We start from the raw sequence: 22,041 nt of genomic DNA, 5'->3' as shown, positions 1-22,041 counted from the left end.
CCCGGGCCGAGCCCTGCGGAGGAAAGCCCATGGCTGGCGTGTTCTACTACAACGGTGTCTGGTCGACCGAGGAGCCGAAGCTGCTCGGCCCGATGGACAATGCTTTCTGGCAGGGCTCCGTGATCTTCGACGGCGCGCGCGCCATCAACGGCTGGGCGCCCGACCTCGACCGTCACTGCGCCCGCGCCGTCCGCTCGGCCACCGTCATGGGCATGAAGGCCTCCAAGACCGCCGAGGAGATCGAGACCCTGGCGCGCGAGGGCATCCGCCGCCTGGGGCCCGACGCCGTCGCCTATGTGCGGCCGATGTTCTTCGTGCGCCGCTCCATCGGCTCCTCGCAGCCCGATCCCGACAGCACGGAGTTCCTGCTGGCGATCTACGACGCGCCGCTGCCGGCGCAGCCCATCGCCGCCGCGCTCGCGCCCTTCCGCCGCCCGGCGCCGGACATGGCGCCGACGGACGCCAAGGCCTCCTGCCTTTATCCGAACAGCCAGCGCGCCAATGCCTGGGCGCGCGCGCAGGGCGCGGATGTGGCCGTGGTCTGCGACATCGCGGGCAACATCGCCGAATTCGCCACCTCCAACATCTGGTTCGCGAAGGACGGCGTGGTGGTGACGCCGGCGCCGAACCACACTTTCCTCGCGGGCATCACCCGGCGGCGGGTGATGGCCCTGCTGCGCGAGGCGGGCGTGACGGTCGAGGAGCGCAGCGTGCGCCCGGAGGAGCTCGAGACCGCGGATGAGATCTTCTCCACCGGCAACTACGCCAAGGTGCAGCCGGTCAACCGCTACAATGGCCGCGAGCTGCAGCCGGGCCCCTTCGCGAAGCAGGCGCGCGAGCTGTATTTCGCCTGGATGCAGTCGCAGCCGAAGGTCGTCGGCGCGGCGGCCGTCGCCGCCGAGTGAGATGACGCGCGCCGCCCCGCCAGAGACACCCGGCAGGGCGGCGCGCTAGATGCGCCCCGTCGGCGATCTGCTGCGCGACTGGCGGCAGCGGCGGCGCCTCAGTCAGCTCGGCCTGGCGTTGGATGCCGGCATCTCGGCCCGCCATCTGAGCTTCCTGGAAACCGGCCGCGCGCAGCCGAGCCGCGAGATGGTGGTCCTGCTCGCGGAACAGCTGGAAGTCCCGCTCCGGGAGCGCAACGCGCTGCTGCTGGCGGCGGGTTACGCGCCCCTCTATCGCGAGCGCGGGCTGGACGATCCGGATTTCGCCGCCATCCGCGCGGCCGTGCAGCGCATCCTGGCCGGGCACGAACCCTTCCCCGCCGTGGCGGTGGACCGGCACTGGAATCTCGTCGCGATGAATGGCGGCGTGGGCCCGCTGCTGGCCGGCGTCGACGCCGCGCTGCTCGCGCCGCCGGTGAACGTGCTGCGGCTTTCCCTGCATCCGGCCGGCCTCGCGCCGCGCATCGCCAACCTGGCGCAATGGCGCGAGCACCTGCTGTCCCGCCTCGGGAGGCAGATCGCGGATAGCGGCGATCCGGTGCTCGCCTCCCTGCGCCAGGAGCTGGAAGCGCTGCCGCATGAGGGCGGCGAGGCCGTGGGCGACGAGCTCACCGCGCTGGCGGTGCCGCTGCAGCTGAGGACAGAGCGGGGCCTGCTCAGCTTCATCAGCACTTCCATGGTCTTCGGCGCGCCGCGCGACATCGGCCTGGCGGAGCTGGCCATCGAGGCCTTCCTGCCCGCCGACGACGCGACGGCCGCGGCCCTCAGGCCATGAGGCTTTCGCCGCGCTCCTTCGCGCGGTAGCCCTTCTTCACGCCCTGTACGAGGAAGGCGGTCGAGCGCGAGTTTCTCAGCCGCAGCGGCAGGATCGCCTGATAGGCCGCCGATCCGTACCAGGCGCGCGCCGCCGCGATGTCGGGGAAGGCGATCACGACGAGGTGTCCCGCCCATCCCGGCTCGAGGATTTCGGGCTCGACGCCATGGACGAGGAAGCGGCCCTGGAAGGGCGCGAGCGTGGCGTCGATGCGCAGCAGGTAGTCGGCGATCTCCGGGCCGTGCTGCACGTCGTTGAGCTGGGCGATGGCATAGGCGGGCATGGCAGGTCTCCTTCGCTGGAGGCCCGCTTATGCCGGGGCCCTGGCGGCGCGCGCGATTACCTGCGGCGTAATCGCGCGCCTGCTTCCGGTTCCGCATCTTCCGCGCCGTCCGGGATGGCCGGGCGATCGAATGAGGAGGTTTGCGTGACCCACGCCAACGACGTCGCCGAGAACTACATCGCGCTATGGAACGAGACGGATGCGGGACGCCGCCGGGCGATGCTCGCCCAGGGCTGGACCGAGGCCGCGACCTATGTGGACCCGATGATGAAGGGGCAGGGCCACGCCGAGATCGATGCCCTGGTCGGCGCGGTGCATGCGCGCTTCCCCGGCTTCCGCTTCGGCCTGCTGAAGCCGGCCGACGGCCATGGCGACTTCGTGCGCTTCTCCTGGGGACTGGGGCCGGACCATCCGATCAAGGGCTCGGACGTGCTCGTGGTCGAGGGTGGGAAGATCCGCGCGGTGATCGGCTTCCTGGACCAGGTGCCGGCCGCCTGATCTGGCAACTCGGGGAGATCTTACGGGCAGGCCGCTCCCCGGCGATGATGGGGGCTATATACATCCCCCTCATCGCCGGGGTCGGACCCGACGGGCAGATCTTTCCTGAGGAACGATGCGGCGGGGAGGCCGCGGACATGGCTTCATTCACGACCGCACGGCGCGCCCTGCTGGCGACCGCCCTCGCCGCCCCCAGCCTCGCGCGCGCCCAGGCCGCCTATCCGGAGCGGCCCATCCGCCTCATCGTGCCCTTCCCGCCCGGCGGCGGCACGGATGCGATCAGCCGCGAGGTCGGGGCCCGCATGCTGGCCGTCGCGGGCTGGACCGTGGTGCCGGAGAACCGGCCCGGCGCCGGCGGCAATATCGGCCTCGACGCCGTCGCGAAGGCGCCGGCCGATGGCTACACGATCGGCATGGGCCAATGCGCCAATCTGGCGGTGAATCCCGCCCTCTATCCCAACCTGCCCTTCGACGGGCTGCGCGACTTCGCCTTCATCTCCCTGCTGGCGATGCAGCCGCTGGTTCTCGTGGTGGCCAGGACCTCGCCCTGGCAGACGATGCAGGATCTGGCCGCGGCCATCCGCTCCTCGCCGGAGCCGCTGAAGGCGGGGCATCCGGGCAACGGGACGCTGGCCCATCTGTCGAGCGAGCTGCTCGCCCAGCGCCTCGGCAAGGAGGTGCTGGTGGTGCCCTATCGGGGCGCGGGCGCCGTCACCGCCGACCTGCTGGCGGGGCGGGTGGATTTCTACTTCTCCAGCCCGCCGCCAGTGCGCGGCCTGATCGAATCCGGGGAGCTGCGGGCAGTGGCCGTCACCACGGCCGAGCGTTCGCCCGCCTTGCCCGAGGTGCCGACCATGATCGAGGCCGGCTACGAGAATTTCCTGGCAGTGAACTGGACCGGGCTGGTCGCCCCGGCCCGGACTCCGGCGGAGATCGTGGCGCGGTGGAACACGGAAGTCCGCCGCGGGTTGGAGACGCCGGAGATGCTGGCGCGCCTGCGGCAGGATTTCAGCGTGCCGCACGGTTCGACGAGCGCGGAGTTCCGGCGCTTCGTCGAAGCCGAGGTGACGAAATGGGGCGAGGTCGTGCGCTCGGCGCGCATCCAGCTGGGCTGACGCCTTCGCCGGCCGGAATGCGTCGCAAACCGGCCGGCCGCCTCCCGCGGCTACTTCGTCGTGTAGCCGCCATTCACGAGGATGGTCTGGCCCGTCATCCACCAGCCCTCCGAGACGAGGAAGCGGATGAAGGGGACGATGTCCTCGATGTCCGTCAGCCCGGTCTTGGAGAAGGCCGAAAGCGCCGCCGCCGTCTTGTGATAGGCCACTGCATCGGCCCCTTCGGCGGGATAGAAGAAGGGCGTGTCCATCGGGCCGGGCCCGATCGCCGTCACGGAGATGCCGCGCGCGCCGAATTCCTTCGAGGCCGCGCGCGTGAAGTGCTCCACCGGCGCCTTCATGCCGGCATAGGCCGCGTAGAAGGGCGTGAAGGCGCCGAGCAGCGAGGTCACCAGCGTGCACAGGCGGCCGTTGTCGTTGAGGTGGCGACCTGCCTCCTGGATGAAGAAGAAGGCCGCCTTCGCGTTCACCGCGCTCATCTTGTCGAACTCGGCCTCGGTGATCTCGAGGATCGGCTTCTTCAGCACCTGGCCGACGGTGTTGATGGCGATGTCCGGCCGGCCGATGGCGGCGACGGTATCGGCGAAGAGCTGGCGCATGGCGCCGGCCGTGGTCAGGTCCGCCTGGAGGGTGACGGCCTGGGCGCCCGCGGCGCGGACGGCGGCGGCCGTCTCCTCCGCTTCCGCGCGGGCGGCATCGCTATTGTAGTGGATCGCCACCGCCCGGGCGCCCTGCTGCGCGAGGTCCCGCGCCAGGAGCCCACCGAGGTTCTTCGCCCCGCCGGCGATGAGGGCGGTCTTTCCGCGGATTCCGTGATCGGCCATGGCTGACTTCCTTCCTGTCTGGAAGGAGCAGGATGAATTACTGGGCAGGCGCGACCAATCTGGTCATTCTGACAAGACTTGTCGGAAATGACGAACAATGGACCGCATCGACCTCTTCCGGATCTTCCTCCGCGTGGTGGACTGCGCCAGCTTCACTCGCGCGGCGGACCTGTTGGGCCTGCCCCGCTCCACCGTCTCCACCGGCGTGCGAGACCTGGAGGTGCGGCTCGGCGCACGGCTGCTCCACCGGACCACGCGCCGCGTCACCGCCACCCAGGACGGCCTGGCCCTCTACGAGCGCGTGCAGCGCCTGGTCGCCGATGTCGAGGAGGCGGAAGGGCTGTTCCGCCTCGGCGCGCGGGAGCCCGCGGGCCGCCTGAGGGTGGACGTGCCGGGCCGCATCGGCCGGCTGGTGATCGCCCCCGCCCTGCCCGACTTCCTGGACAGCCATCCCGGCATCGACATCGAGCTCGGCGTGACGGACCGCGCGGTGGACCTGGTGGGCGAAGGCGTGGACTGCGCCCTGCGCGTCGGGCCGCTCGGCGATTCCGGCCTCATCGCGCGCTGGATGGGGGAGCTGCCGCTCGTGAACGTGGCCAGCCCCGACTACCTGGCCCGGCACGGCACGCCCCAGGCGCCGGAGGAGCTCGCCTCGCATATCGCGGTCAACTACGCCTCGCCGACGAGCGGGCGCGTGGAGCCCTGGGAATGGACGGAGGGCGGGGAGACGCGCAGCCTGCCGATGCGCGGCCGCGTCACGGTCAACGGCGCGGAATCCTACATCGCCTGCTGCCTCGCCGGCCTCGGCCTCATCCAGGTCCCGGCCTATGACGTGCGGGCCCACCTGGCCGCCGGCGAACTGGTCGAGGTCATGCCCGGCCACCGGGCGGCGCCGATGCGCATGACCCTGCTCTACCCGCACCGCCGGCATCTCTCCCGCCGGCTGCAGACCTTCGCGGACTGGCTGGAACCCCTGCTGCGGCGCGAGCTCCTGGCCTGAGGGCTCTCAGTCCACCCGCGCGCCGGAGGCACGGACGAGCGGCGCGAAGGTCGCCTCGTTCTGCGCCCGGAAGCTCGCGAGATCCTCGGGCGAGGTCCACCAGGGCGTCGCCCCGTTCTCCTCGAAGAGACGCTGGGTGTCGGGCGATTCCAGCGCGCGTTTCGCCAGTTGGGAGATCCGCTCCACCATTGGCGCCGGCATTCCCGCCGGGCCGATGACCGAGCCCCAGGAGGTCAGCTCGAAGCCCGGCAGGAACTCCGCCATGGCCGGCACGTCGGGCGCCTGCGGGCTGCGCTGCGCGCCCGTCACCGCCAGGGCGCGCACCTGGCCCTCGCGCGCTTCGGCCAGCGCCTGGGGGATGTTGTCGAAGATCATGTGCACGCGGCCCGCCAGCAGGTCGACATGCGCGGGCGCGCCGCCGCGATAGGGCACGTGCAGCATGTCCACCCCCGCCATCACCTTGAACAGCTCGCCCGAGAGATGGACCGTCGTGCCCGAGCCGGAGGAGGCGAAGGTGTAGCGGCCGGGATTGGCCTTCAGCAGCGCGATCAGCTCCGGCACCGAGCGGGCCGGCACGTCGTTGTGCACCACCAGCATGTTGGGCAGCTGCCAGAGCCCGGCGATATAGGTGAAGTCCTTCGTCACGTCGTAGGGCAGCCGCGGATAGAGCGAGGGCGCGATGGCCATGGGCGCGATGCTGCCCAGGCCGATGGTGCGGCCATCCGGCACCGCGCGCGCGATGGCCTCGGTGCCGACATTGCCGGCCGAGCCCGCGCGGTTCTCGACGACGAAGGATTGCTGGGTCAGCTCCGTCATCTTCTGGCACCAGATGCGCGAGAGGATGTCGGTGCCGCCGCCGGGCGGAAAGACGCCGATGAAGCGCGTGGGCCCCAGGGGCCAGGTGGGGGTCTGGGCCGCCCCCGCGCCCGCCGCGCCGAGACCCACCATTCCGAGGCCGAGGGCACGCCGTGACAGCCGGGCCTGCGCCCGAAGCTGGTCCTGCATCGTGAAGCCTCCCTGACGTCCGGCCTTGCCGCCGGATCGTCCCGGCATCGCAGGGCATCGGGCCATCGCAAGTCAAGCATAGCGTGGGGGTGGCGTCGGCGGGCCTCGCCAAACGCGCGAAACTGGTCCACCCAGCCCCTTCCCGCTCCGCGCCGGAACGGGCGAGAGCCGCCGGGGGACGCCTTGCCAACGAAACGCCGCCATGCGGACCGTGCCCCGCCCGACGTGAAGGTCCCGCTGCCCGACTGGATGGCCGCGCGCATCCTGCATCAGGATCAGGAGGTGCTCATCCTCGACAAGCCAGCCGGCCTCGCCGTGCATCGCGGCCCGCGTGGCGGCGCGAGCCTCGAGGACTGGCTGCCCGCGCTGCGCCAGGGCCGGCGCCACCTGCCCCAGCCCGCGCATCGGCTGGACACGGACACGGCGGGCTGCCTGGCGCTGGGGCGCACCAAGCCGGCCATCGCCGCGCTCAACCGCCTCTTTGCCGAGGGGCTGGCGCGCAAGACCTATTGGGCCGTGGTGACCGCCGCGCCGCCTGCCGAGGAGGGCGTCTGCGAGGCGCCGCTGCTCAAGCGCAGCACCAAGGCCGAGGGGTGGCGCATGGTCGTCGACCCCGCCGGCCTGCCGAGCCGGACGGAATGGCGCGTGATCGGCCGGGACGGCGATCGCACCGCCCTGGAGCTCACGCCGCGCACCGGCCGCACGCATCAGCTCCGTGCGCATCTCGCTCATCTCGGTTGGCCGATCCTGGGCGACGGGATGTATGGCGGCGGCCAGGGCCGCCTGCACCTGCTGGCGCGCGCGCTGACCCTTCCGCTCGATCCCGAGCGCCGCGCGACCGCGCCCGTACCGGATCATATGCGCGACGCCCTCGCCCGTTGCGGCGTCGGCCCTTAGGCCTTCAAAAAGGCGGCGAACGGCCCCGGTTCTCAAAGCCGGCGACCTGAGCGACGATGAGCGTCCGGCAGGTCCAAGGATGTGGCTCGTGCTTCGTCGAGCACGTCACGCGGTGCCCCTCGCCCCGGCGAAGGCGCCTCCGGCACATCGTCCAGAACGGCGAGGAAGCGAATGATGAAGAATGATCGGTCCACGGCCTTCTCCGAGCTGATGGAGGTCCGCGCGGGCGTGGCGCCAGCGGCGGGCGAAGTCACCATCAGCGGGGCCGATCCGTTTTTCCGGACGCCCTTCCGCATCGGCGAAACGGTGGCCGCGGTCCTCGCCGCCAGCGGCGTGGCGGCGAATGACCTCTGGGAAATGCGCAGCGGGCGCCGCCAGCGCGTCGAGGTGGCGGTGCATGAGGCGGCCGCGTCCCTGCATGTCGTGAACTACACGCGGGCGCGCGGCGCGGATGGCCAATATGCCTTCCTGCCTGGCTCTGACAGCATGAAGCACATGGTGTCCGTCACCCAGCCCTGGCCGACCGCCGATGGGCGCTGGTTCCTGCCCCATTTCAACCTGCCGCATCTCGAGCGCCGCGTGCTCGATGTCCTGGGATGCGAGAGCACGTCCGAGGCCGTGAAGGCCGCCGTCGGCCAGTGGAAGGCCGATGCGCTCGAGGACGCCATCGCGCAGGCCCGGGCCTGCGGCGGAAAAATCCGGAGCCGGGAGGAGTGGTTGGCGCATCCGCAAGGCGCCTATCTCGCGAACCGGCCGGTGGTGGAGATCACCAGGATCGCCGACAGCGCGCCCGAGCCGCTTCCCGCGGGCGAGAGGCCGCTGTCGGGAATTCGCGTGCTCGATCTCACCCGAATTCTCGCCGGGCCCACCGCGGGCCGGACCTTGGCGGAGCATGGCGCGGAGGTGCTGATGGTGACCGCGCCGCATCTCCCGCAGGTGCCAGAATTCGTCCGCGACCTCAGCCACGGCAAGCGCAGCTGCTTCCTCAACCTCGAACGCGCCGGGGAGGCCGAACGCCTGGCCGAGCTGGCGCGGGGGGCCGATATCTTCCTCAACGGCTATCGCCCCGGCCGGCTGGCGGGGCGTGGTTTCGGGATGGAGGAGCTGGTCCGGCTCCGTCCGGGCATCATCAATGTTTCGATCAACTGCTTCGGATCCGGCGGCCCCTTCGCGGAAAGGGGCGGGTGGGAGCAGGTCGCGCAGGCGGTCACCGGCATCGCCCTGAGCCATGGAACCATCACGGGCGCGGGGCAGCCCAAGCTCGCCCCGGCGCCGATGTGCGACTACCTGACCGGATATCTCGCGGCCTTCGGCGCGATGGTGGCGCTGGCGCGGCGGGCCCGCGAGGGCGGCAGCTACCATGTCCAGGTTTCGCTGTGCCAATCGGCCATGTTCTACCAGCGCCAGGGCCTGGTGGAGGGGTTCGAGGACGCGCCGGAGAAGCTCACCGCCGCCCAGCTCGATCCGCTCTGTGTGCGCGAGGCATCGCCCTATGGCGATCTGCTGACGCTCGGCCCCGTCCTGCGCCTGTCGGAGACGCCGTGCCGCTGGGCGCTGCCCACGCCGACCCTGGGTGGCGATCGCCCCGAATGGGCCGAGGAGCGCGCCTTTGCCTAGGAGGCCACACGGCAGGGTCCAGGGCTTTGAAAGCCTTGGCGGGAGAGTGTGAGAGGGCCGCGCCCTCTCACGACCAGCTACCGCACCCGAAGAGCCGTCCCGGCCGCCGCGCCCTCCGCATCCAGCACGGTGATCCGGTAGAAGCCCGGCCCGGGCGGGATCCAGGCGGCCTCGCGCCGCGCCGGATCGGTCGTCAACGGCGCACCGTCCACCAGGAAGGTGAAGGGCCGGCGCCCGCCCGCGGCGCGCAGCACCACCCGCCCCGCCTCCGGCAGGACGGCATGGGGGGGCGGGAAGACCAGCCGCAGCGCATCCGTCATCGGCGTGGCGGCGGCCAGGGCCAAGGCGCGTTGCGGCGCCGGGGCGCGCGGCGCGGGGGGCAGGCGCTCGAAGACCTGTGCCAGCAGCGGCAGAGCGAGGCGCGCGCCGGTCGCGCCCGGCATGGGCGTGCCGTCGGGTCGCCCGACCCAGACGCCCACCACGTGCCGGCGGTCCATGCCCAGCGCCCAGGCGTCGCGTCCGCCCCAGCTCGTGCCCGTCTTCCAGGCGATGCCGGCCGGCCCGCCGCCCGGGAAGGGCTGCACCAGGATCGCGCTGGCGAGGGCGGCGGCGCGGGCCTCCACGACCGTCTGCCCCGCGCCTGCCGCGCGCCCGCCGTCGCCGAGGACGGCATAGAGCCCCACCATCTCGCGCAGGGTCACGCCCACGCCGCCCAGCGCCAGCGGCAATGACGGCTCCGCGCCGGGGGGCAGGCGCGGCAGGACGCCGGCGGCCTTCATGGCACTGGCCAGGCGGAGCGGCCCGAGCTGGTCGAGCAGCGCCACGGCCGGCTGGTTGAGGCTCTGGCGCAGCGCGTCGGCGATGCGCAGCCGGCCCTGGAAGGCGCGGTCGAAATTCTCCGGCGCATAGTCGCCGAAGCGGCGCGGCAGGTCGTCCAGCACCGTGTCGGGCGTGACGGTGCCGGCCTCGAAGGCCAGGGCGTAGATCAGCGGCTTCAGCGCCGAGCCCGGCGAGCGCACGGCCCGCGAGAGGTCGAGCGCGCCGGCGCGCGAGGGGTTCATCCAGTCGCCGCCCACCAGGGCGCGCGTCTCGCGGGACGACAGGTCGCTGACCATGATCGCGAGGGAGACACGATCGGGGAGGCGCTGCAGCGCCTCGCCCGCGATGCCTTCGACCCCCCGTTGGAGGTCGAGGTCGAGCGTGCTCGGCCCCTCGCGGAGCTGCCGCGCCAGGTGAGGTGCCAGGCGCGGCAGCGGATGGCGTTCGGCCGGAACGGCCCCGGCGAGGGCGATCTCCGCGCTGCTCGCCACCTCGGGGGCGCGGGCCAGCAGCACGGCGTCCCGCGCGCGCCTGGCGGCTTCGGGATGGCGGTCGGGGCGCAGGGCTTCCGGGCGTCGGGCCAGGGCCACCAGCAGCGCGCTCTCGGCCGCGTCGAGCGCGGCGGGCGCCCGCCCGAACCAGGCGAGCGAGCCGGCCCGCAGCCCCTCGAGGTTGCCACCCTGCGGCGCGAGGGTCAGCCAGATCTCCAGCACCCCGCGCTTGCCGTACCGCCATTCCAGCTGCAGCGCCCGGGCGATCTCGATGAGCTTGCTGCGCAGGTTGCGGGGCCGCGGCTCCAACAGCCGCGCGGCCTGCATGGAGAGCGTGGACCCGCCGGAGACGACGCGGCCCGCGCGGATCCACTGCGTGGCGGCGCGGGCGAGGGCCAGGGGATCGACGCCGGGATGGCTGTGGAAGCGGCCGTCCTCGGCCGCGATCAGCAGCGCGAGGAGGGGCGGCGGCACGTCCTCCGGCCGCGTGCGCAGCCGCCAGATGCCCCCGGCGGCGGGCAGGACGGAAAGTGTGCGGCCGTCGCGCGCCGTGACCTCGCGCGCCAGATTCTCGAAGCGGGCCATGGGGGGCGGCAAGGCGCGGTCGAGCATCCAGGCCGCGCCGGCCAGCGCGGCGAAGACACCCAGAAACAGAAATGCCGCCCGTTTCATCGGGCGGCATTCTGAACCGGAAGGCCGGTCTTGTCTGCGCGCTTAGCCGCGCGGAGCGCTCGGGGTCGAGGCCGTCATGGTCGAGGACGGCGTGCTCGGCACCCAGACGATGTCGTAGCTGCTCTCGGGGCCGACCAGCACCGGCACAAGGCCGGCCAGCGGCCGCTGCACGCTGGAGGACGGCGCATGGCGCGCGACGGGCTTGCCCTGCTCCTCGGTGATCACGGTCACGGGGCCGCCGCCGACCACGTTGTTCATCGAGCCGGGGGCGTATTCGACGGTGGAGTTGTCCGCGCCGCCGATCAGGCGGGGATACGACTGGGCAGAAGCCGCGCCGGCCGCCAGACCGGTGGCGAGAAGAGCGGCGGCGAGGGTAACACTGGCGTTCATCTTAGTTAGTCCTTTCTGAAATCGGCGGGGGCTTTCACCCCGTTCGATGACAGTCAGATGACTCCGCACCTCCCATTCCGACAGCCGCGAATGTTGTACATCCCCCATTCGAAATCGTATGGGGTGAGGCACGTGAAATTCTGGATTGCATGACCAACATGGCCCGTCCGCCGAGATGACCGCGCTGGCCTCGCTCGACTGGTCGCTGCTGCGCGCCTTCGCCGCTGTGATGCGGCACGGCAGCCTGTCCTCCGCCGCCAGGGCGCTGGACCTCACGCAGCCCACCCTCGGCCGGCAGATCCGCACGCTGGAGGAGGCGCTGGGCGAAGCCCTGTTCGACCGCGTGCCGAGCGGGCTGCGCGCCAATGCCCGGGCCCTGGCCCTGCTGTCCCAGGCCGAGGCGCTCGACCAGGCGGCGGCGGAGCTCTCGGCGGGGCTAATGGGCAATCCGGACGCGCCCTCGGGCACGGTGCGGCTTTCCTCCAGCGAGATCATCGGCACGCGGGTGCTGGTGCCCATCCTGGGCGGGCTGGCGATGGAGCACCCGGAGATCGAGATCGAGCTCTCCATCTCCAACTTCCAGGAGAACCTGCTGCGCCGGGACGCGGATATCGCCGTCCGCCTCGACCCGCCGGACCAGGACGACGTGATCGCCCAGCGCGTGGGCGAGATCGAGGTGGGGATGTTCGCCTCCCGCGCCTATCTCCGCCGGCACGGCGTGCCCTCGAGCCTGGCCGACCTCGCCCGGCACCGCCTCGTGGGCCCCGACCGGGACAAGCGCACCATGACCAACATCCTGGCGCGTCGCGGCATGGACTTCCTGCCGAAGATCTTCGTCTTCCGCAGCGACAGCCGCCTGGCGCAGGAGGCGGCGGTGCGCGCGGGGATCGGCATCGGCCCCATCCGTACCTTCGAGGTGGAGGACGACCCCGACCTCGTGCGCGTGCTGCCGCAGGGCTTCGTGGAGCGGCTGCCCGTCTGGGTGATGGCGCATCCGGACATGCGGCACGCCCGCCGGCTGCGCGTGGTCTACGACGCGGTGGTGGCGGGGTTCCGCCAGCGGTTCAAGTAGCGGGCCGCCAACAGAAAAGGGGGGCCGAAGCCCCCCTTTCCGTCGCACTGCGCAGAAAGCCGGCGATCAGCTGCCGCGGGCGGTCTTCACGGCCTGCGTCGCGGCCTGGACCATCAGGCCGACCTCGTTCGCGATCGTGACGAGCTTGAAGCCCTTCTGGATCATCTTGTTCGCGTAGGTCGCGGTGCCGTTGTGCAGGCCGGCCGCGATGCCGCGCTTCGCCGTCTCGGCCAGCAGCATGTCGTAGATCGCGAGAACCTCGGGATCCTCGACGTCGAGCTTCGGCTCCTTGCCGTAGGAGAAGCAAAGGTCCGACGGGCCGACATAGATGCCGTCGATGCCGGGGACGTCCAGGATCGCCTGGATGTTCTCGATCGCCTGCTTCGTCTCGATCATCGGGATGACGAGGATCTCGTCATTCGCGGTCTTCTGGTAGCCACCCGCGGAGCCGTAGGCGCCAGCGCGGATCGGGCCGTTCGAGCGCGTGCCGGCCGGCGGGTACTTGCTGTACTGCACCAGGGCGCGGGCTTCCTCGGCCGTGTTCACCATCGGGCAGATGATGCCCATGGCGCCGGCGTCGAGCACCTTGCCGACGATGCCGGGCTCGTTCCACGGCACGCGCACCATCGGCGTCGCGCTGGAGAGCTGGATGCCCTGGAAGCAGGACACGCAGGAGAGGTAGTCCTGCACGCCGTGCTGCATGTCGACCGTGACGCTGTCCCAGCCGGCCTTGCTGTACATTTCCGCCGAGAAGGCGTTGGGGATGGCGAGCCACCCGTTGACCACGGCCTTACCGGCCTTCCACGCTTCTTTAACCTTGTTGGCCACTGCGGGTCCTCCTTCTGAATCTGGGACGGACGCTAGGAGCGGGCCGGGAAGGCGTCAACGCGTCGGCCGCGGAATTCCTAACACTTAGCCGGGCTTAGCCACGCCCTGCTTTGATCCGCAGAACCCGCATGTTACCCCTCCCGGGGTAAGGACCCAGCCATGAACGAGCTCTCTCCCAACCCGGCCGCCATCGTCATCGCCACCGCGCGCGCCCTGATCGGCGACCGGCTGTCGACCAACGACGCCATCCGACAGCAGCACGGTCGCGGCGAGGACACGACGACGCCGACGCTGCCGGACGCCGTCGCCTTCGTGGAGACGACGGAGGAGGTGGTAGAGATCGTGAAGCTCTGCCACCAGCATGGCGTCGCGATCACGCCCTTCGGCGCCGGCACCTCGCTGGAGGGCCACGTGAACCCCGTCCGCGCCGGCCTCTCGCTCGACCTCAGCCGCATGACCGCGGTGCTGGAGGTGAATGCCGAGGACATGGACTGCCTCATCGAGCCCGGCGTCACGCGCCAGCAGCTCAACGAATACCTGCGCGACCAGGGGCTGTTCTTCCCGGTCGACCCTGGTTCGGTCTGCACGATCGGCGGCATGTGCGCGACGCGCGCTTCCGGCACCAACGCCGTGCGCTACGGCACCATCCGCGAGAACGTGCTGGGCCTCGAAGTCGTACTGGCCGATGGCCGCGTGATCCAGACGGGCGGTCGCACGCGCAAGGCGGCGAATGGCTACGATCTCACGCGGCTGTTCATCGGCAGCGAGGGCACGCTCGGCATCATCACCAAGGTGCGGCTGCGCCTGCACGGCATCCCCGAGGCGATGACCTCGGCCGTCTGCCAGTTCCCGAGCCTCGAGGCCGCGGTGAACAGCGTCATCACCACCATGCAGGCCGGCGTGCCGGTGGCGCGCATCGAGCTGCTGGACGAGGTGCAGATGGCCGCTTGCATCAGCTACTCCAAGCTGGAGGGCTACAAGCCCGTCCCGACCCTGTTCCTGGAATTCCACGGCACGGAAGCCGGCGTCGTGGAGCAGGCGGAGCTGGTGGAGGGCATCACCTCCGAATACGGCGCCGAGGGCTTCGCCTGGGCGCGTGACGCCGAGAGCCGCAACAAGCTGTGGAAGGCCCGGCATGACGCCTTCTGGGCCTGCCTTGCGGCCCAGCCCGGCTCGCGCGGCATCGCGACCGATGTCTGCGTGCCGATCTCGCGGCTGGCCGACGCGCTGCTCGGCTGCAAGCGCGACATCGAGGAATCCGGGCTGATGGCGCCCATCGTCGGCCATGTCGGCGACGGCAATTTCCACACCGTCATCCTGGTCGAGGACGGCAATCCGCAGGCGCTGGAACGGGCCTGGGAGCTCGACAAGAAGATCGTGAAGCGCGCGCTGGACCTCGGCGGCACCTGCTCGGGCGAGCACGGCATCGGCCTCGGCAAGCGCGAGTTCCTCGAGGCGGAGCATGGCGTCGAGGCCATGGCGGTCATGCGCTCGCTGAAGGTTGCGATGGACCCGAAGGGCATCCTCAATCCCGGAAAGATCTTCCGGAACTAACTCCGGGGACCGCACGGCGGAACGAAATGAATCCGGTCGCCTGGCCGCTGCTCGCGCTCACGCTCGGGCACATGTTCTCGAACGCCGTCCGAACGCTCCCCGCCGTCGCGAGCGACGTGATGGCACGGGACCTCGCCGTCTCGGCCGAGGCGCTGGCCGGCATCACCGGTGCCTTCCCCGCGGCCTTCGCCGCCGCGATGATCCCCGTCGGCGTGGCGCTGGACCGCTGGGGCGTGAAGCCGGTCTCGCTCTCGCTGCTGGCCATCGCCGCCGTGGGCACCGTGCTGGCCGCCCTCGCGCCCTCGGCCTCCACCATGCTGCTCGCGCAGATCGTGCTCGGCATGGGCTGCTCGGGCATGATGATGTGCCCGATGACCTATGCGGCGCGCGCCGTCCCGCAGGAGCGGTTTTCCGTCTGGGCCGGCCTGGTCCAGAGCGTGGGCAATTCGGGAATGATCCTCTCCGCCTCGCCGCTCGCCTGGTTGGTGGAGGCGCAGGGCTGGCGCGCCGGCTTCCTTGCCTGCCTGGGGATCGTGGCGATCGGCGCGCTGGCGGTCTCGCTGACGGTGCGGCACGACCGGCCGGTTCCCGTGCCCGGGCGCAGCGCCTGGGGCGACGCGAAGGACGTGATGCGCGTCGCCGTCTCGCCGCGGCTGCGCGGGCTGATGGCGGTGGCCTTCGTCTCCTTCGGCGCCGTGCTGGGCGTGCGCGGCCTCTGGGGCGGGCCCTGGCTGATGGAGGCCAAGGGCATGGGCCGCGTGGCGGCGGGCAACCTGTTGCTGGGCGTGACCTTCGCGCTGGTGGTGGGGCCGGCCTTCGCAGGCTGGGTGGTGGGCCGGGTAGGCCATCTGCGGCTGCTGCTGGTGGGCGGGCACCTGCTGGCCGCGGCCCTCATCGTCGCGCTGGTGATCGGCGGGCCGCTGGCCTTTCCCGCCTGGGTGGACGGGCTGATCCTGACCGGCTTCGGCCTCGCCATCGCCTTCCAGATCCTCTGCTTCACGCTGCTGCGCAGCCTGGTGCGGCCGGAGGAGGCGGGCCGGGCGCTCTCGGCCCAGAACATCTTCTTCTTCGGCGGCGCGGCCGTGCTCCAGGGGATCAGCGGCATCGCGGCCGGCTTCGGCGGCGTGGCCGCCGCGCTGCTGACCTTCGCGGCGGCGCTGGTGATCGCGAGCCTGCTTTTCCTGCGCTGGCAGAGGCCCTGAGGGCCCCTGCTCAGGCCGCGTCGTGCAGGATGATGCCGAGCGTGTGGCGCCGGCCCTCGCGCAGCTTGCTCACCCCATGCCGCAGGTTCACGCGGTAGGTGCCGCGCGTGCCCCGCACCGGGCGGTGATGCACGGCGAAGATCACTGCCTCCCCCTGGCGCAGCGGCACGACGCTGGCGCGCGACTGCAGGCGCGGCCGCTGCTCCGTCAGCACGAACTCGCCGCCGGAGAAATCCCGCGCCGGATCGGAGAGCAGGAAGGCCACCTGCAGCGGGAAGACGTGGTCGCCATAGAGGTCCTGGTGCAGGCAGTTGTAGTCGCCGGCGACGTAGCGCAGCAGCAGCGGCGTGGGCCGCGTCTGCCCCGCGGGATGGCAGCGCGCGAGAAACTCCTCATGCGTCGCGGGGAAGCGGGTGCCGATCCCCATCGCCTCGTTCCAGCGATTGGCGACCGGCGCGAGCGCGGCGTAGAGCGCGCCGCGCAGGCCCGCCACCAGCGGCGGCAGCGGATAGGAGAAGTACTGGTACTCGCCGCGGCCGAAGCCGTGCCGGGCCATGATCACCTTGCTGCGGAACCGGCTCTCCTCGTCGTAGAGTGTGGCCAGCGCGGCGCATTCGGCGGGGGAGAGCAGCGGGCCCGTTATCGCCGCGCCCTCCGCATCGAGCTCCGCCGCGATGCGCGCCCAATCGAGCGCGCCGACGCGAGGGCCGATGTCCAGGCGTGGCGGAGACAGGGCAGCCTCCGCCAGCGGATCGGCCGCGCTCATGCCACGCCTTCGCGGGCCAGCAGCGCCTGCTTGCGCTCGATGCCCCAGCGATAGCCGGCCAGGGCGCCGCCCTTGCGGATGACGCGATGGCAGGGGATGGCCACCGCGATCTCGTTGCTCCCGCAGGCCGTCGCGACCGCGCGCACGGCGGCGGGGCTGCCGATGCGCTCGGCGAGCTCGCCATAGGTCAGCGTGGTGCCGGGCGGGATGTCCCGCAGCGCCTTCCAGACGCGCTGCTGGAAGGCCGTGCCGCGCACGTCGAGCGGCAGGGAGACCGTCTCGGACGGCCGCTCCACCAGCCCCACCACGCGCGCCACCAGCGCCTCGAATTCCGCGTCGCCGCCGATGAGCCGGGCCTTGGGGAAACGGTCCTGCAGCCCGTCCAGCAGCTTCTGCGGGTCCTCGCCGAACTGGATGGCGCAGATGCCCTTCTGCGTCGCGGCGACCAGCACGGCACCGAGCGAGCATTGCCCGAGGGCGAAGCGGATCTCGGCGTCGCGGCCGCCCTGCTTCCATTCCTGCGGCCGCATGCCGAGCAGGCTGCCCGCCTGCTCGTAGAAGCGGCCGTTGGAGCCGAAGCCGGCGCCGTGGAAGGCCTCGGTCACGCTGCCCTTGCCGTCCAGGTGCTGCTTCAGCCGCTCCGTGCGACGGGCGGCGGCATAGTCGCGCGGCGTCACCCCGGTCCTTTCCTTGAAGACGTGATGGAAGCGGAAGCGGCTCATGCCGACCGCCGCGGAGAGCGCCTCCAGCGTCGGGATCTCCTCCGCCGCCTCCATGATCCGGCAGGCCTCGGCCACGGCGGCGGCGTGGCGCTCCGCCGGGCTGGCGCCATCGGGGCGGCAGCGCTTGCAGGCGCGGTAGCCGGCGCGCTCCGCCGCCTCGCGGGTGAGGTGAAAGGAGACGTTCTCCCGCCGCGCCGGCCGCGCCGCGCAGGAGGGGCGGCAATACACGCCGGTGGTCAGCACGGCGTAGAAGAAATGGCCGTCGGCGCCGGCGTCGCGGGCCTGCACGGCCTGCCAGCGCTGGGCGTCGGTCTCGTAGGCAGTTTCGAGGTCGAGAGGCATGACGATGGTCCTTCAGCTGGGCGGCCGGGGGAGGCCGCGTCCTGGAGCATCAGATGCCACCGCCCGGTGCCGGCCACGCTCCGCCGCTTGCTGCGCAATTCGAGATGGGGACGGCGCCCCCCGCGGTCCAGCATTCCCGATTGTGCGGCAAGAACCGGAGCGCGTCGCGGGGCCACGCTCCGCCACAGAGAGGGACCGTCCTTCCGGAGAACCTCCCATGCCCGCCCCCTTCTCTTCCCTGCTCGGCGGTGCCGCCGGCACCCATGCGGCGGACCAGGTCGCCATGGCCGCGCTGCCGCTGACCGTCGTCCTCGGCCTGGGGGCCGGGGCGGAGATGATCGGCCTGCTGCTGGCGGTGCAGGCGGCGGCCTGGCTGCTCTGCTCCCTGCCCGCGGGGGTGCTGGTGGATCGCGTGCCGCGCCGGGCGGCGCTGCTGCTCTCGGCGAGCCTGAACCTGGGCGGCATGGGCCTGGCCTTCGCCGGATCGGAGACGGGAAGCCTGCCGCTGCTGGGGCTGGGCGTCTTCACCGCCTCGGCCGGGGTGGTGCTCTACGTGCTGGCGGCGGGCTCGGCCGTGCCCGACCTCGTGGCGCGGGAGGCGATGCCGCGGGCCAATGCCAGGCTGGAGCTCTGCCGCGCGGTGGTGACGCTGCTGGCCGCGCCCGCCGTGGGCGCCCTGGCCGCGATCGGCTGGCTGCACGCGGCCTATGGGCTGGCGATGGGCCTCGCGGCGCTGGGCCTCGCCGCCCTGACGCGCCTGCCGCGACAGGGTGCGGCGCCGCGCATCGACCGGCCGGGGCTGGCGGCGCAGCTGCGCGAGGGTGCGGGCTTCGTGCTGGGCCATCCCCTGCTGCGCGGTATCGGCCTCTGCGCGATCTTCTGGAACATGGGCTTCTTCGCCTGGATGGCGGGCTTCGTGCCCTTCGCCCTCCAGGCGCTGGCCTTGTCGCCTGGCCAGGTGGGGCTCGTGCAGGGCGGCTACGGCGCGGGGCTGCTGGCGGGCGCGGCGCTGGCGCCCATCTGCATGCGGCGCCTCGGGCCCAATGCCGTGCTGGTGATCGGGCCGGGCGTCTCGGTGCTGGCGCCGGTGCTGCTGGCGCTCTCGCCGGTCCAGGGCCTCGCCTTGCCCCTGGCCGCGCAGTTCCTGGTCGGCTTCGGGCCGATGATGTGGCTGGTCTGCCAGGTGAGCATCCGCCAGGCCGTGACGCCGCGCGCCATGCTGGGGCGCGTGGGCGCGACCTTGCAGGTGGCGATCTACGGGGTGCGGCCGATCGGCGCACTGGCCGGCGGCTGGCTGGCGGGGATGAGCCCCGCCTGGGGCATCGCACTGGCGGGGACGCTCTTCGTCGCCTCGACGGCGGCGGTGCTCGGCTCGAAGCTGGTGACGCTGAGGGCCATGCCGACCGCGGCCTAGCTCCAGCCCGGCCGGCTCAGTTCAGCCGGTTCCTCAGCTGCTCCACGAGGCTGCGGATACGCGTTGCCTCCTCGCCCCGGGGCTCGATCTCCAGGGCCTTGTCCAGGCTTTGCAGCGCGGCGCCGATCCGCTCCAGCTGATGCTCGATCAGCCCCGCCTCGCGCCACAGCCAGGCGTGGCGCGGCGCCAGCCGCAGCATGTCGCGCGTGCAGTCCAGCGCGCCCTCGGCATCCTTGGCCGCCAGCCGCCGCAGCCTGATGTTGTTCTGCAGCCGCAGCAGCACGTCGCGCTTGTTCATCGGCGCCAGGACGCCGGGCCGCAGCTCCGTCTGGTCGCCCTCGCCGAGCTTCAGGAGGCGGCGGATGTCCTGCGCCTGGAGGTGCATGCCCCCGCCGAAGACGTCCAGGATCAGCTGCCCGCGCGGATGCTCCAGCGCCAGCAGGAAATGGCCCGGCGCGTTCACGCCATGCGCGCCCCAGCCCGCCGCCTCGGCCGCATGCAGCCACAGGATGCCGAGCGCCACCGGCAGGCCGCGCCGCCGCTCCAGCACCTGGATCAGATTGGCATTGGCCGGGTCGTCATAAGTCTCGGTATCGCCGAGCAGGCCGCATTCCTCGTGCAGCAGGCGGGCCAGCAGCTGGCGCCGCCGCTCCGGGTCGCCGCGATCCGCCGACGCATCGGCCGCCGCCAGCTCCACGGCGCGGCGCGCGATGCCGGTGAGCTGGGAGGCCGCAGCCTGCCAATCGGCCTGCGGCGCGTCGATCCGGGCGAATTGCAGGGCGACCGCGCCGATATCCAGCTCGTCGTCGGGAAGCTGTCCCGAGGCGTCTAGGGCGGCGCGGGCTTCGTCCTGCGGTGTGGAGGCCATGGGCGAGCCTAGACCGGCGCGACCATTCGGCCCAGCCGCCTTCCACCGAAGAGATGGACGTGGAAATGCGGCACTTCCTGCCCGCCATCGACGCCCATGTTGGACAGCAGCCGGTGGCCCGTGGCGTCCAGGCCGAGGTCCTTCGCCACCTTCGCGACCGCGCGCCAGAAGCCCGCGATCTCCGCATCGGAGGCGGTGGCGTGGAAATCGGCGGCGCTGACGTACTCGCCCTTCGGGATCACCAGCACATGCACGGGCGTGAGCGGGTTGATGTCGTGGAAGGCGAAGGCGAACTCGTCCTCATGGACGCGCTTGCTGGGGATCTCGCCGCGCAGGATGCGCGCGAAGACGTTCTGGGTATCGTAGGGCGGAAGGCCGTTGGTGGACATGGATCGGGTCCCGTGATGCAGGGCCCCAGCATGCCATGGGCCGCGCCGCAGGACGATCCGGGCGATGGCGGTGCCCTTTCAGGGCTCGCGCCATTCTCCGGGCCGGTTCAGGGCAGCTTGCTGGTCTGCGCGATGGCCAGCAGCGCCTTGGGCCGCGGCCGCGAGGCCTTCTCCACGATGCCCGAGATGCCCTCGCGCCGGCGCAGCTCGCCCCAGACCTCGGCGGGCCGGATGCCGGCATCGGCCAGCAGGACCATGAGGTGGTAGAGCACGTCGGCCGACTCGGCGATCGTCGCCTCGCGGTTGCGCGCCACGGCCTCGATCACGAGCTCCACCGCTTCTTCGCCGAGCTTCTGCGCGACCTTGGGCGTGCCGCGCGCGATCAGCCGCGCGGAGTGCGAGACGGTCACGTCGCCGGAGAGGCGCCGGGCCTCGATAGTGTCCCAGAGGCGGTCCAGCACCGCGGCATCGCCGTCCTGCGGCAGCTCCAGCGGCTTCAGATGGGCGGTCTCGGCACGGCGCACCGCCTTGCTGATGCGCCCCTTCGCCGCCGGGATATTGCCGGGGACGGGAAGGTTCGTCGCCTTCACCACCTTCACGGTCTTCACCGTCTTTGCGGTCTTCAAGGTTTTCGCGGCCGCCTTCTTCGTCTTCGGGGCGGCTTTCTTCGTCACTTTGGCCACTACGCCATCTCCCGTACGCGGCGGATGGGGAGCCCCGCCGTCGCCAAGGCATCCTTCGCCTCCTGGATGCGAAAGACCCCGTCATGAAAAACGCTCGCCGCGAGGAGGCCGGTAGCACCGGCCTGCGCCCCGTCGACGAAATGCTGCAGCGACCCCACGCCGCCCGAGGCGACGACCGGCACGCGGACCGTGGCGACCACGCGCCTCAGCAGCTCGAGGTCGAAGCCCTGCTTGGTGCCGTCGCGGTCCATCGAGGTGAGCAGGATCTCGCCCGCGCCGAGCTCGGCCATGCGGCGCGCCCAGTCCACGGCGTCGATCCCCGTCTCGCGGCGGCCGCCATGGGTGAAGACCTCCCAGCGGCCGTCGGCGACGCGCTTGGCATCGACCGCGACGACGACGCACTGGCTGCCGAAGGCCTCGGCCCCGCGGCGCACCAGGTCCGGATCGGTGATGGCGGCGCTGTTGATGCTGACCTTGTCGGCCCCGGCGAGCAGCAGCTTGCGGATATCCTCCACGCTGCGCACGCCGCCGCCCACGGTCAGCGGGATGAAGACCTCGGCCGCCGTGCGCGAGACCACGTCGTACATGGTGGCGCGGTTCTCGTGCGTCGCGCCGATGTCGAGGAAGGTCACCTCGTCGGCGCCCTGCGCGTCATAGGCGCGCGCCTGCTCCACCGGATCGCCGGCATCGCGCAGCGAGACGAAGTTCACGCCTTTGACGACGCGACCGTCCTTGACGTCGAGACAGGGAATGATGCGCAAAGCCAGCATCTATGGATGAATCCGAAGAACATCCAGGCGCTCCCGCGCGCCTGGGGCCCGGCGAATGGGCA

Annotated in this window: 23 protein-coding genes; 11 read left to right on the top strand and 12 right to left on the bottom strand. The window is 71.7% G+C overall.

All coding sequences use genetic code 11. The features are described 5' to 3' along the window. Positions 1–29 precede the first annotated feature (29 nt). Positions 30–905: a branched-chain amino acid aminotransferase gene (locus KHU32_RS04700; protein WP_213668858.1), complete on the top strand. Its 876-nt coding sequence runs from the start codon at positions 30–32 to the stop codon at positions 903–905. Between the two features lie 49 nt (positions 906–954). After that, positions 955–1,719, top strand: coding sequence for a helix-turn-helix domain-containing protein (locus KHU32_RS04695; RefSeq protein WP_213668857.1), 765 nt, complete (start codon positions 955–957; stop codon positions 1,717–1,719). Here the strand turns inward: KHU32_RS04695 and KHU32_RS04690 are convergent. Then, positions 1,709–2,041 carry a DUF1330 domain-containing protein gene (locus KHU32_RS04690; RefSeq protein ID WP_213668856.1) on the bottom strand — a complete coding sequence of 111 codons (333 nt, stop codon included), beginning with the start codon at positions 2,039–2,041 and terminating at the stop codon, positions 1,709–1,711. The two genes, KHU32_RS04695 and KHU32_RS04690, sit on opposite strands and share 11 nt — an antisense overlap. 144 nt (positions 2,042–2,185) lie before the next feature. Between KHU32_RS04690 and KHU32_RS04685 the strand changes: the two genes are divergently transcribed. Together KHU32_RS04685 and KHU32_RS04680 are read left to right on the top strand one after the other, a co-directional pair. Beyond that, entirely contained in the window at positions 2,186–2,539 is a 354-nt protein-coding gene (locus tag KHU32_RS04685) for a nuclear transport factor 2 family protein (RefSeq protein ID WP_213668855.1), read from the top strand. A 137-nt stretch (positions 2,540–2,676) separates the two neighbouring features. Continuing rightward, positions 2,677–3,654 carry a Bug family tripartite tricarboxylate transporter substrate binding protein gene (locus tag KHU32_RS04680; RefSeq protein ID WP_213668854.1) on the top strand — a complete coding sequence of 326 codons (978 nt, stop codon included), beginning with the start codon at positions 2,677–2,679 and terminating at the stop codon, positions 3,652–3,654. Positions 3,655–3,704: 50 nt separating this feature from the next. Here KHU32_RS04680 and KHU32_RS04675 read toward each other — a convergent pair whose 3' ends face one another. Beyond that, a complete protein-coding gene (locus KHU32_RS04675) occupies positions 3,705–4,478 on the bottom strand; it encodes an SDR family oxidoreductase (RefSeq protein ID WP_213668853.1) in 774 nt (257 codons plus the stop codon). A gap of 97 nt (positions 4,479–4,575) precedes the next feature. Here KHU32_RS04675 and KHU32_RS04670 point away from each other — a divergent pair, with 97 nt between their 5' ends. Next, the gene (locus tag KHU32_RS04670; RefSeq protein WP_213668852.1) at positions 4,576–5,478 is read left to right on the top strand and encodes a LysR family transcriptional regulator; all 903 of its coding nucleotides are present in this window, start codon (positions 4,576–4,578) and stop codon (positions 5,476–5,478) included. Positions 5,479–5,484: 6 nt separating this feature from the next. On the opposite strand, the gene KHU32_RS04665 is transcribed toward KHU32_RS04670, so the two are convergent. After that, positions 5,485–6,483, bottom strand: coding sequence for a Bug family tripartite tricarboxylate transporter substrate binding protein (locus KHU32_RS04665; RefSeq protein ID WP_213668851.1), 999 nt, complete (start codon positions 6,481–6,483; stop codon positions 5,485–5,487). Positions 6,484–6,666: 183 nt separating this feature from the next. Here KHU32_RS04665 and KHU32_RS04660 point away from each other — a divergent pair, with 183 nt between their 5' ends. Next, the gene (locus KHU32_RS04660) at positions 6,667–7,380 is read left to right on the top strand and encodes an RluA family pseudouridine synthase (RefSeq protein WP_347265505.1); all 714 of its coding nucleotides are present in this window, start codon (positions 6,667–6,669) and stop codon (positions 7,378–7,380) included. A gap of 171 nt (positions 7,381–7,551) precedes the next feature. Further along, positions 7,552–8,997 carry a CoA transferase gene (locus KHU32_RS04655; RefSeq protein WP_213668850.1) on the top strand — a complete coding sequence of 482 codons (1,446 nt, stop codon included), beginning with the start codon at positions 7,552–7,554 and terminating at the stop codon, positions 8,995–8,997. A 77-nt stretch (positions 8,998–9,074) separates the two neighbouring features. Here the strand turns inward: KHU32_RS04655 and pbpC are convergent, their stop codons facing one another. Together pbpC and KHU32_RS04645 are read right to left on the bottom strand one after the other, a co-directional pair. Further along, complete coding sequence (gene pbpC / locus KHU32_RS04650) at positions 9,075–10,979, bottom strand: penicillin-binding protein 1C (RefSeq protein WP_249680552.1); 1,905 nt, start codon at positions 10,977–10,979, stop codon at positions 9,075–9,077. 42 nt (positions 10,980–11,021) lie between these two features. Continuing rightward, entirely contained in the window at positions 11,022–11,369 is a 348-nt protein-coding gene (locus tag KHU32_RS04645) for a hypothetical protein (protein ID WP_213668849.1), read from the bottom strand. Between the two features lie 145 nt (positions 11,370–11,514). On the opposite strand from KHU32_RS04645, the gene KHU32_RS04640 reads away from it, so the two are divergent. Beyond that, positions 11,515–12,441, top strand: coding sequence for a LysR family transcriptional regulator (locus tag KHU32_RS04640; RefSeq protein WP_213668848.1), 927 nt, complete (start codon positions 11,515–11,517; stop codon positions 12,439–12,441). Positions 12,442–12,507: 66 nt separating this feature from the next. Here KHU32_RS04640 and KHU32_RS04635 read toward each other — a convergent pair whose 3' ends face one another. Continuing rightward, a complete protein-coding gene (locus KHU32_RS04635; protein ID WP_213668847.1) occupies positions 12,508–13,269 on the bottom strand; it encodes an HpcH/HpaI aldolase family protein in 762 nt (253 codons plus the stop codon). 159 nt (positions 13,270–13,428) lie between these two features. On the opposite strand from KHU32_RS04635, the gene KHU32_RS04630 reads away from it, so the two are divergent. Next, a complete protein-coding gene (locus tag KHU32_RS04630; protein WP_213668846.1) occupies positions 13,429–14,823 on the top strand; it encodes an FAD-binding oxidoreductase in 1,395 nt (464 codons plus the stop codon). Between the two features lie 26 nt (positions 14,824–14,849). Continuing rightward, positions 14,850–16,025, top strand: coding sequence for an MFS transporter (locus KHU32_RS04625; protein ID WP_213668845.1), 1,176 nt, complete (start codon positions 14,850–14,852; stop codon positions 16,023–16,025). A 10-nt stretch (positions 16,026–16,035) separates the two neighbouring features. On the opposite strand, the gene KHU32_RS04620 is transcribed toward KHU32_RS04625, so the two are convergent. Together KHU32_RS04620 and ada are read right to left on the bottom strand one after the other, a co-directional pair. Then, positions 16,036–16,791 carry a 2OG-Fe(II) oxygenase gene (locus tag KHU32_RS04620; protein WP_213668844.1) on the bottom strand — a complete coding sequence of 252 codons (756 nt, stop codon included), beginning with the start codon at positions 16,789–16,791 and terminating at the stop codon, positions 16,036–16,038. Beyond that, a complete protein-coding gene (ada, locus tag KHU32_RS04615) occupies positions 16,788–17,855 on the bottom strand; it encodes a bifunctional DNA-binding transcriptional regulator/O6-methylguanine-DNA methyltransferase Ada (RefSeq protein ID WP_213668843.1) in 1,068 nt (355 codons plus the stop codon). The genes KHU32_RS04620 and ada overlap by 4 nt, the downstream gene beginning before the upstream one ends. Before the next feature lie 217 nt (positions 17,856–18,072). Between ada and KHU32_RS04610 the strand changes: the two genes are divergently transcribed. After that, entirely contained in the window at positions 18,073–19,269 is a 1,197-nt protein-coding gene (locus KHU32_RS04610; protein WP_213668842.1) for an MFS transporter, read from the top strand. A 16-nt stretch (positions 19,270–19,285) separates the two neighbouring features. On the opposite strand, the gene KHU32_RS04605 is transcribed toward KHU32_RS04610, so the two are convergent. The 4 genes from KHU32_RS04605 to hisF form a co-directional block, all read right to left on the bottom strand. After that, complete coding sequence (locus tag KHU32_RS04605) at positions 19,286–20,137, bottom strand: SirB1 family protein (RefSeq protein WP_213668841.1); 852 nt, start codon at positions 20,135–20,137, stop codon at positions 19,286–19,288. A gap of 8 nt (positions 20,138–20,145) precedes the next feature. After that, the gene (locus tag KHU32_RS04600) at positions 20,146–20,526 is read right to left on the bottom strand and encodes a histidine triad nucleotide-binding protein (RefSeq protein ID WP_213668840.1); all 381 of its coding nucleotides are present in this window, start codon (positions 20,524–20,526) and stop codon (positions 20,146–20,148) included. A 107-nt stretch (positions 20,527–20,633) separates the two neighbouring features. Then, positions 20,634–21,152 carry a phosphoribosyl-ATP diphosphatase gene (locus KHU32_RS04595; protein WP_249680550.1) on the bottom strand — a complete coding sequence of 173 codons (519 nt, stop codon included), beginning with the start codon at positions 21,150–21,152 and terminating at the stop codon, positions 20,634–20,636. 56 nt (positions 21,153–21,208) lie between these two features. Next, positions 21,209–21,979 (bottom strand): imidazole glycerol phosphate synthase subunit HisF, encoded by a 771-nt coding sequence (gene hisF, locus KHU32_RS04590; protein ID WP_213668838.1) that lies wholly within the window; start codon positions 21,977–21,979, stop codon positions 21,209–21,211. Between the last annotated feature and the right edge of the window lie 62 nt (positions 21,980–22,041).

The sequence above is a fragment of the Roseococcus pinisoli genome (genome assembly GCF_018413645.1).
Lineage (GTDB): Bacteria > Pseudomonadota > Alphaproteobacteria > Acetobacterales > Acetobacteraceae > Roseococcus > Roseococcus pinisoli.
Note: the sequence above shows the minus strand (reverse complement) of the source record. Positions and strands in the feature narration are given on the sequence as shown.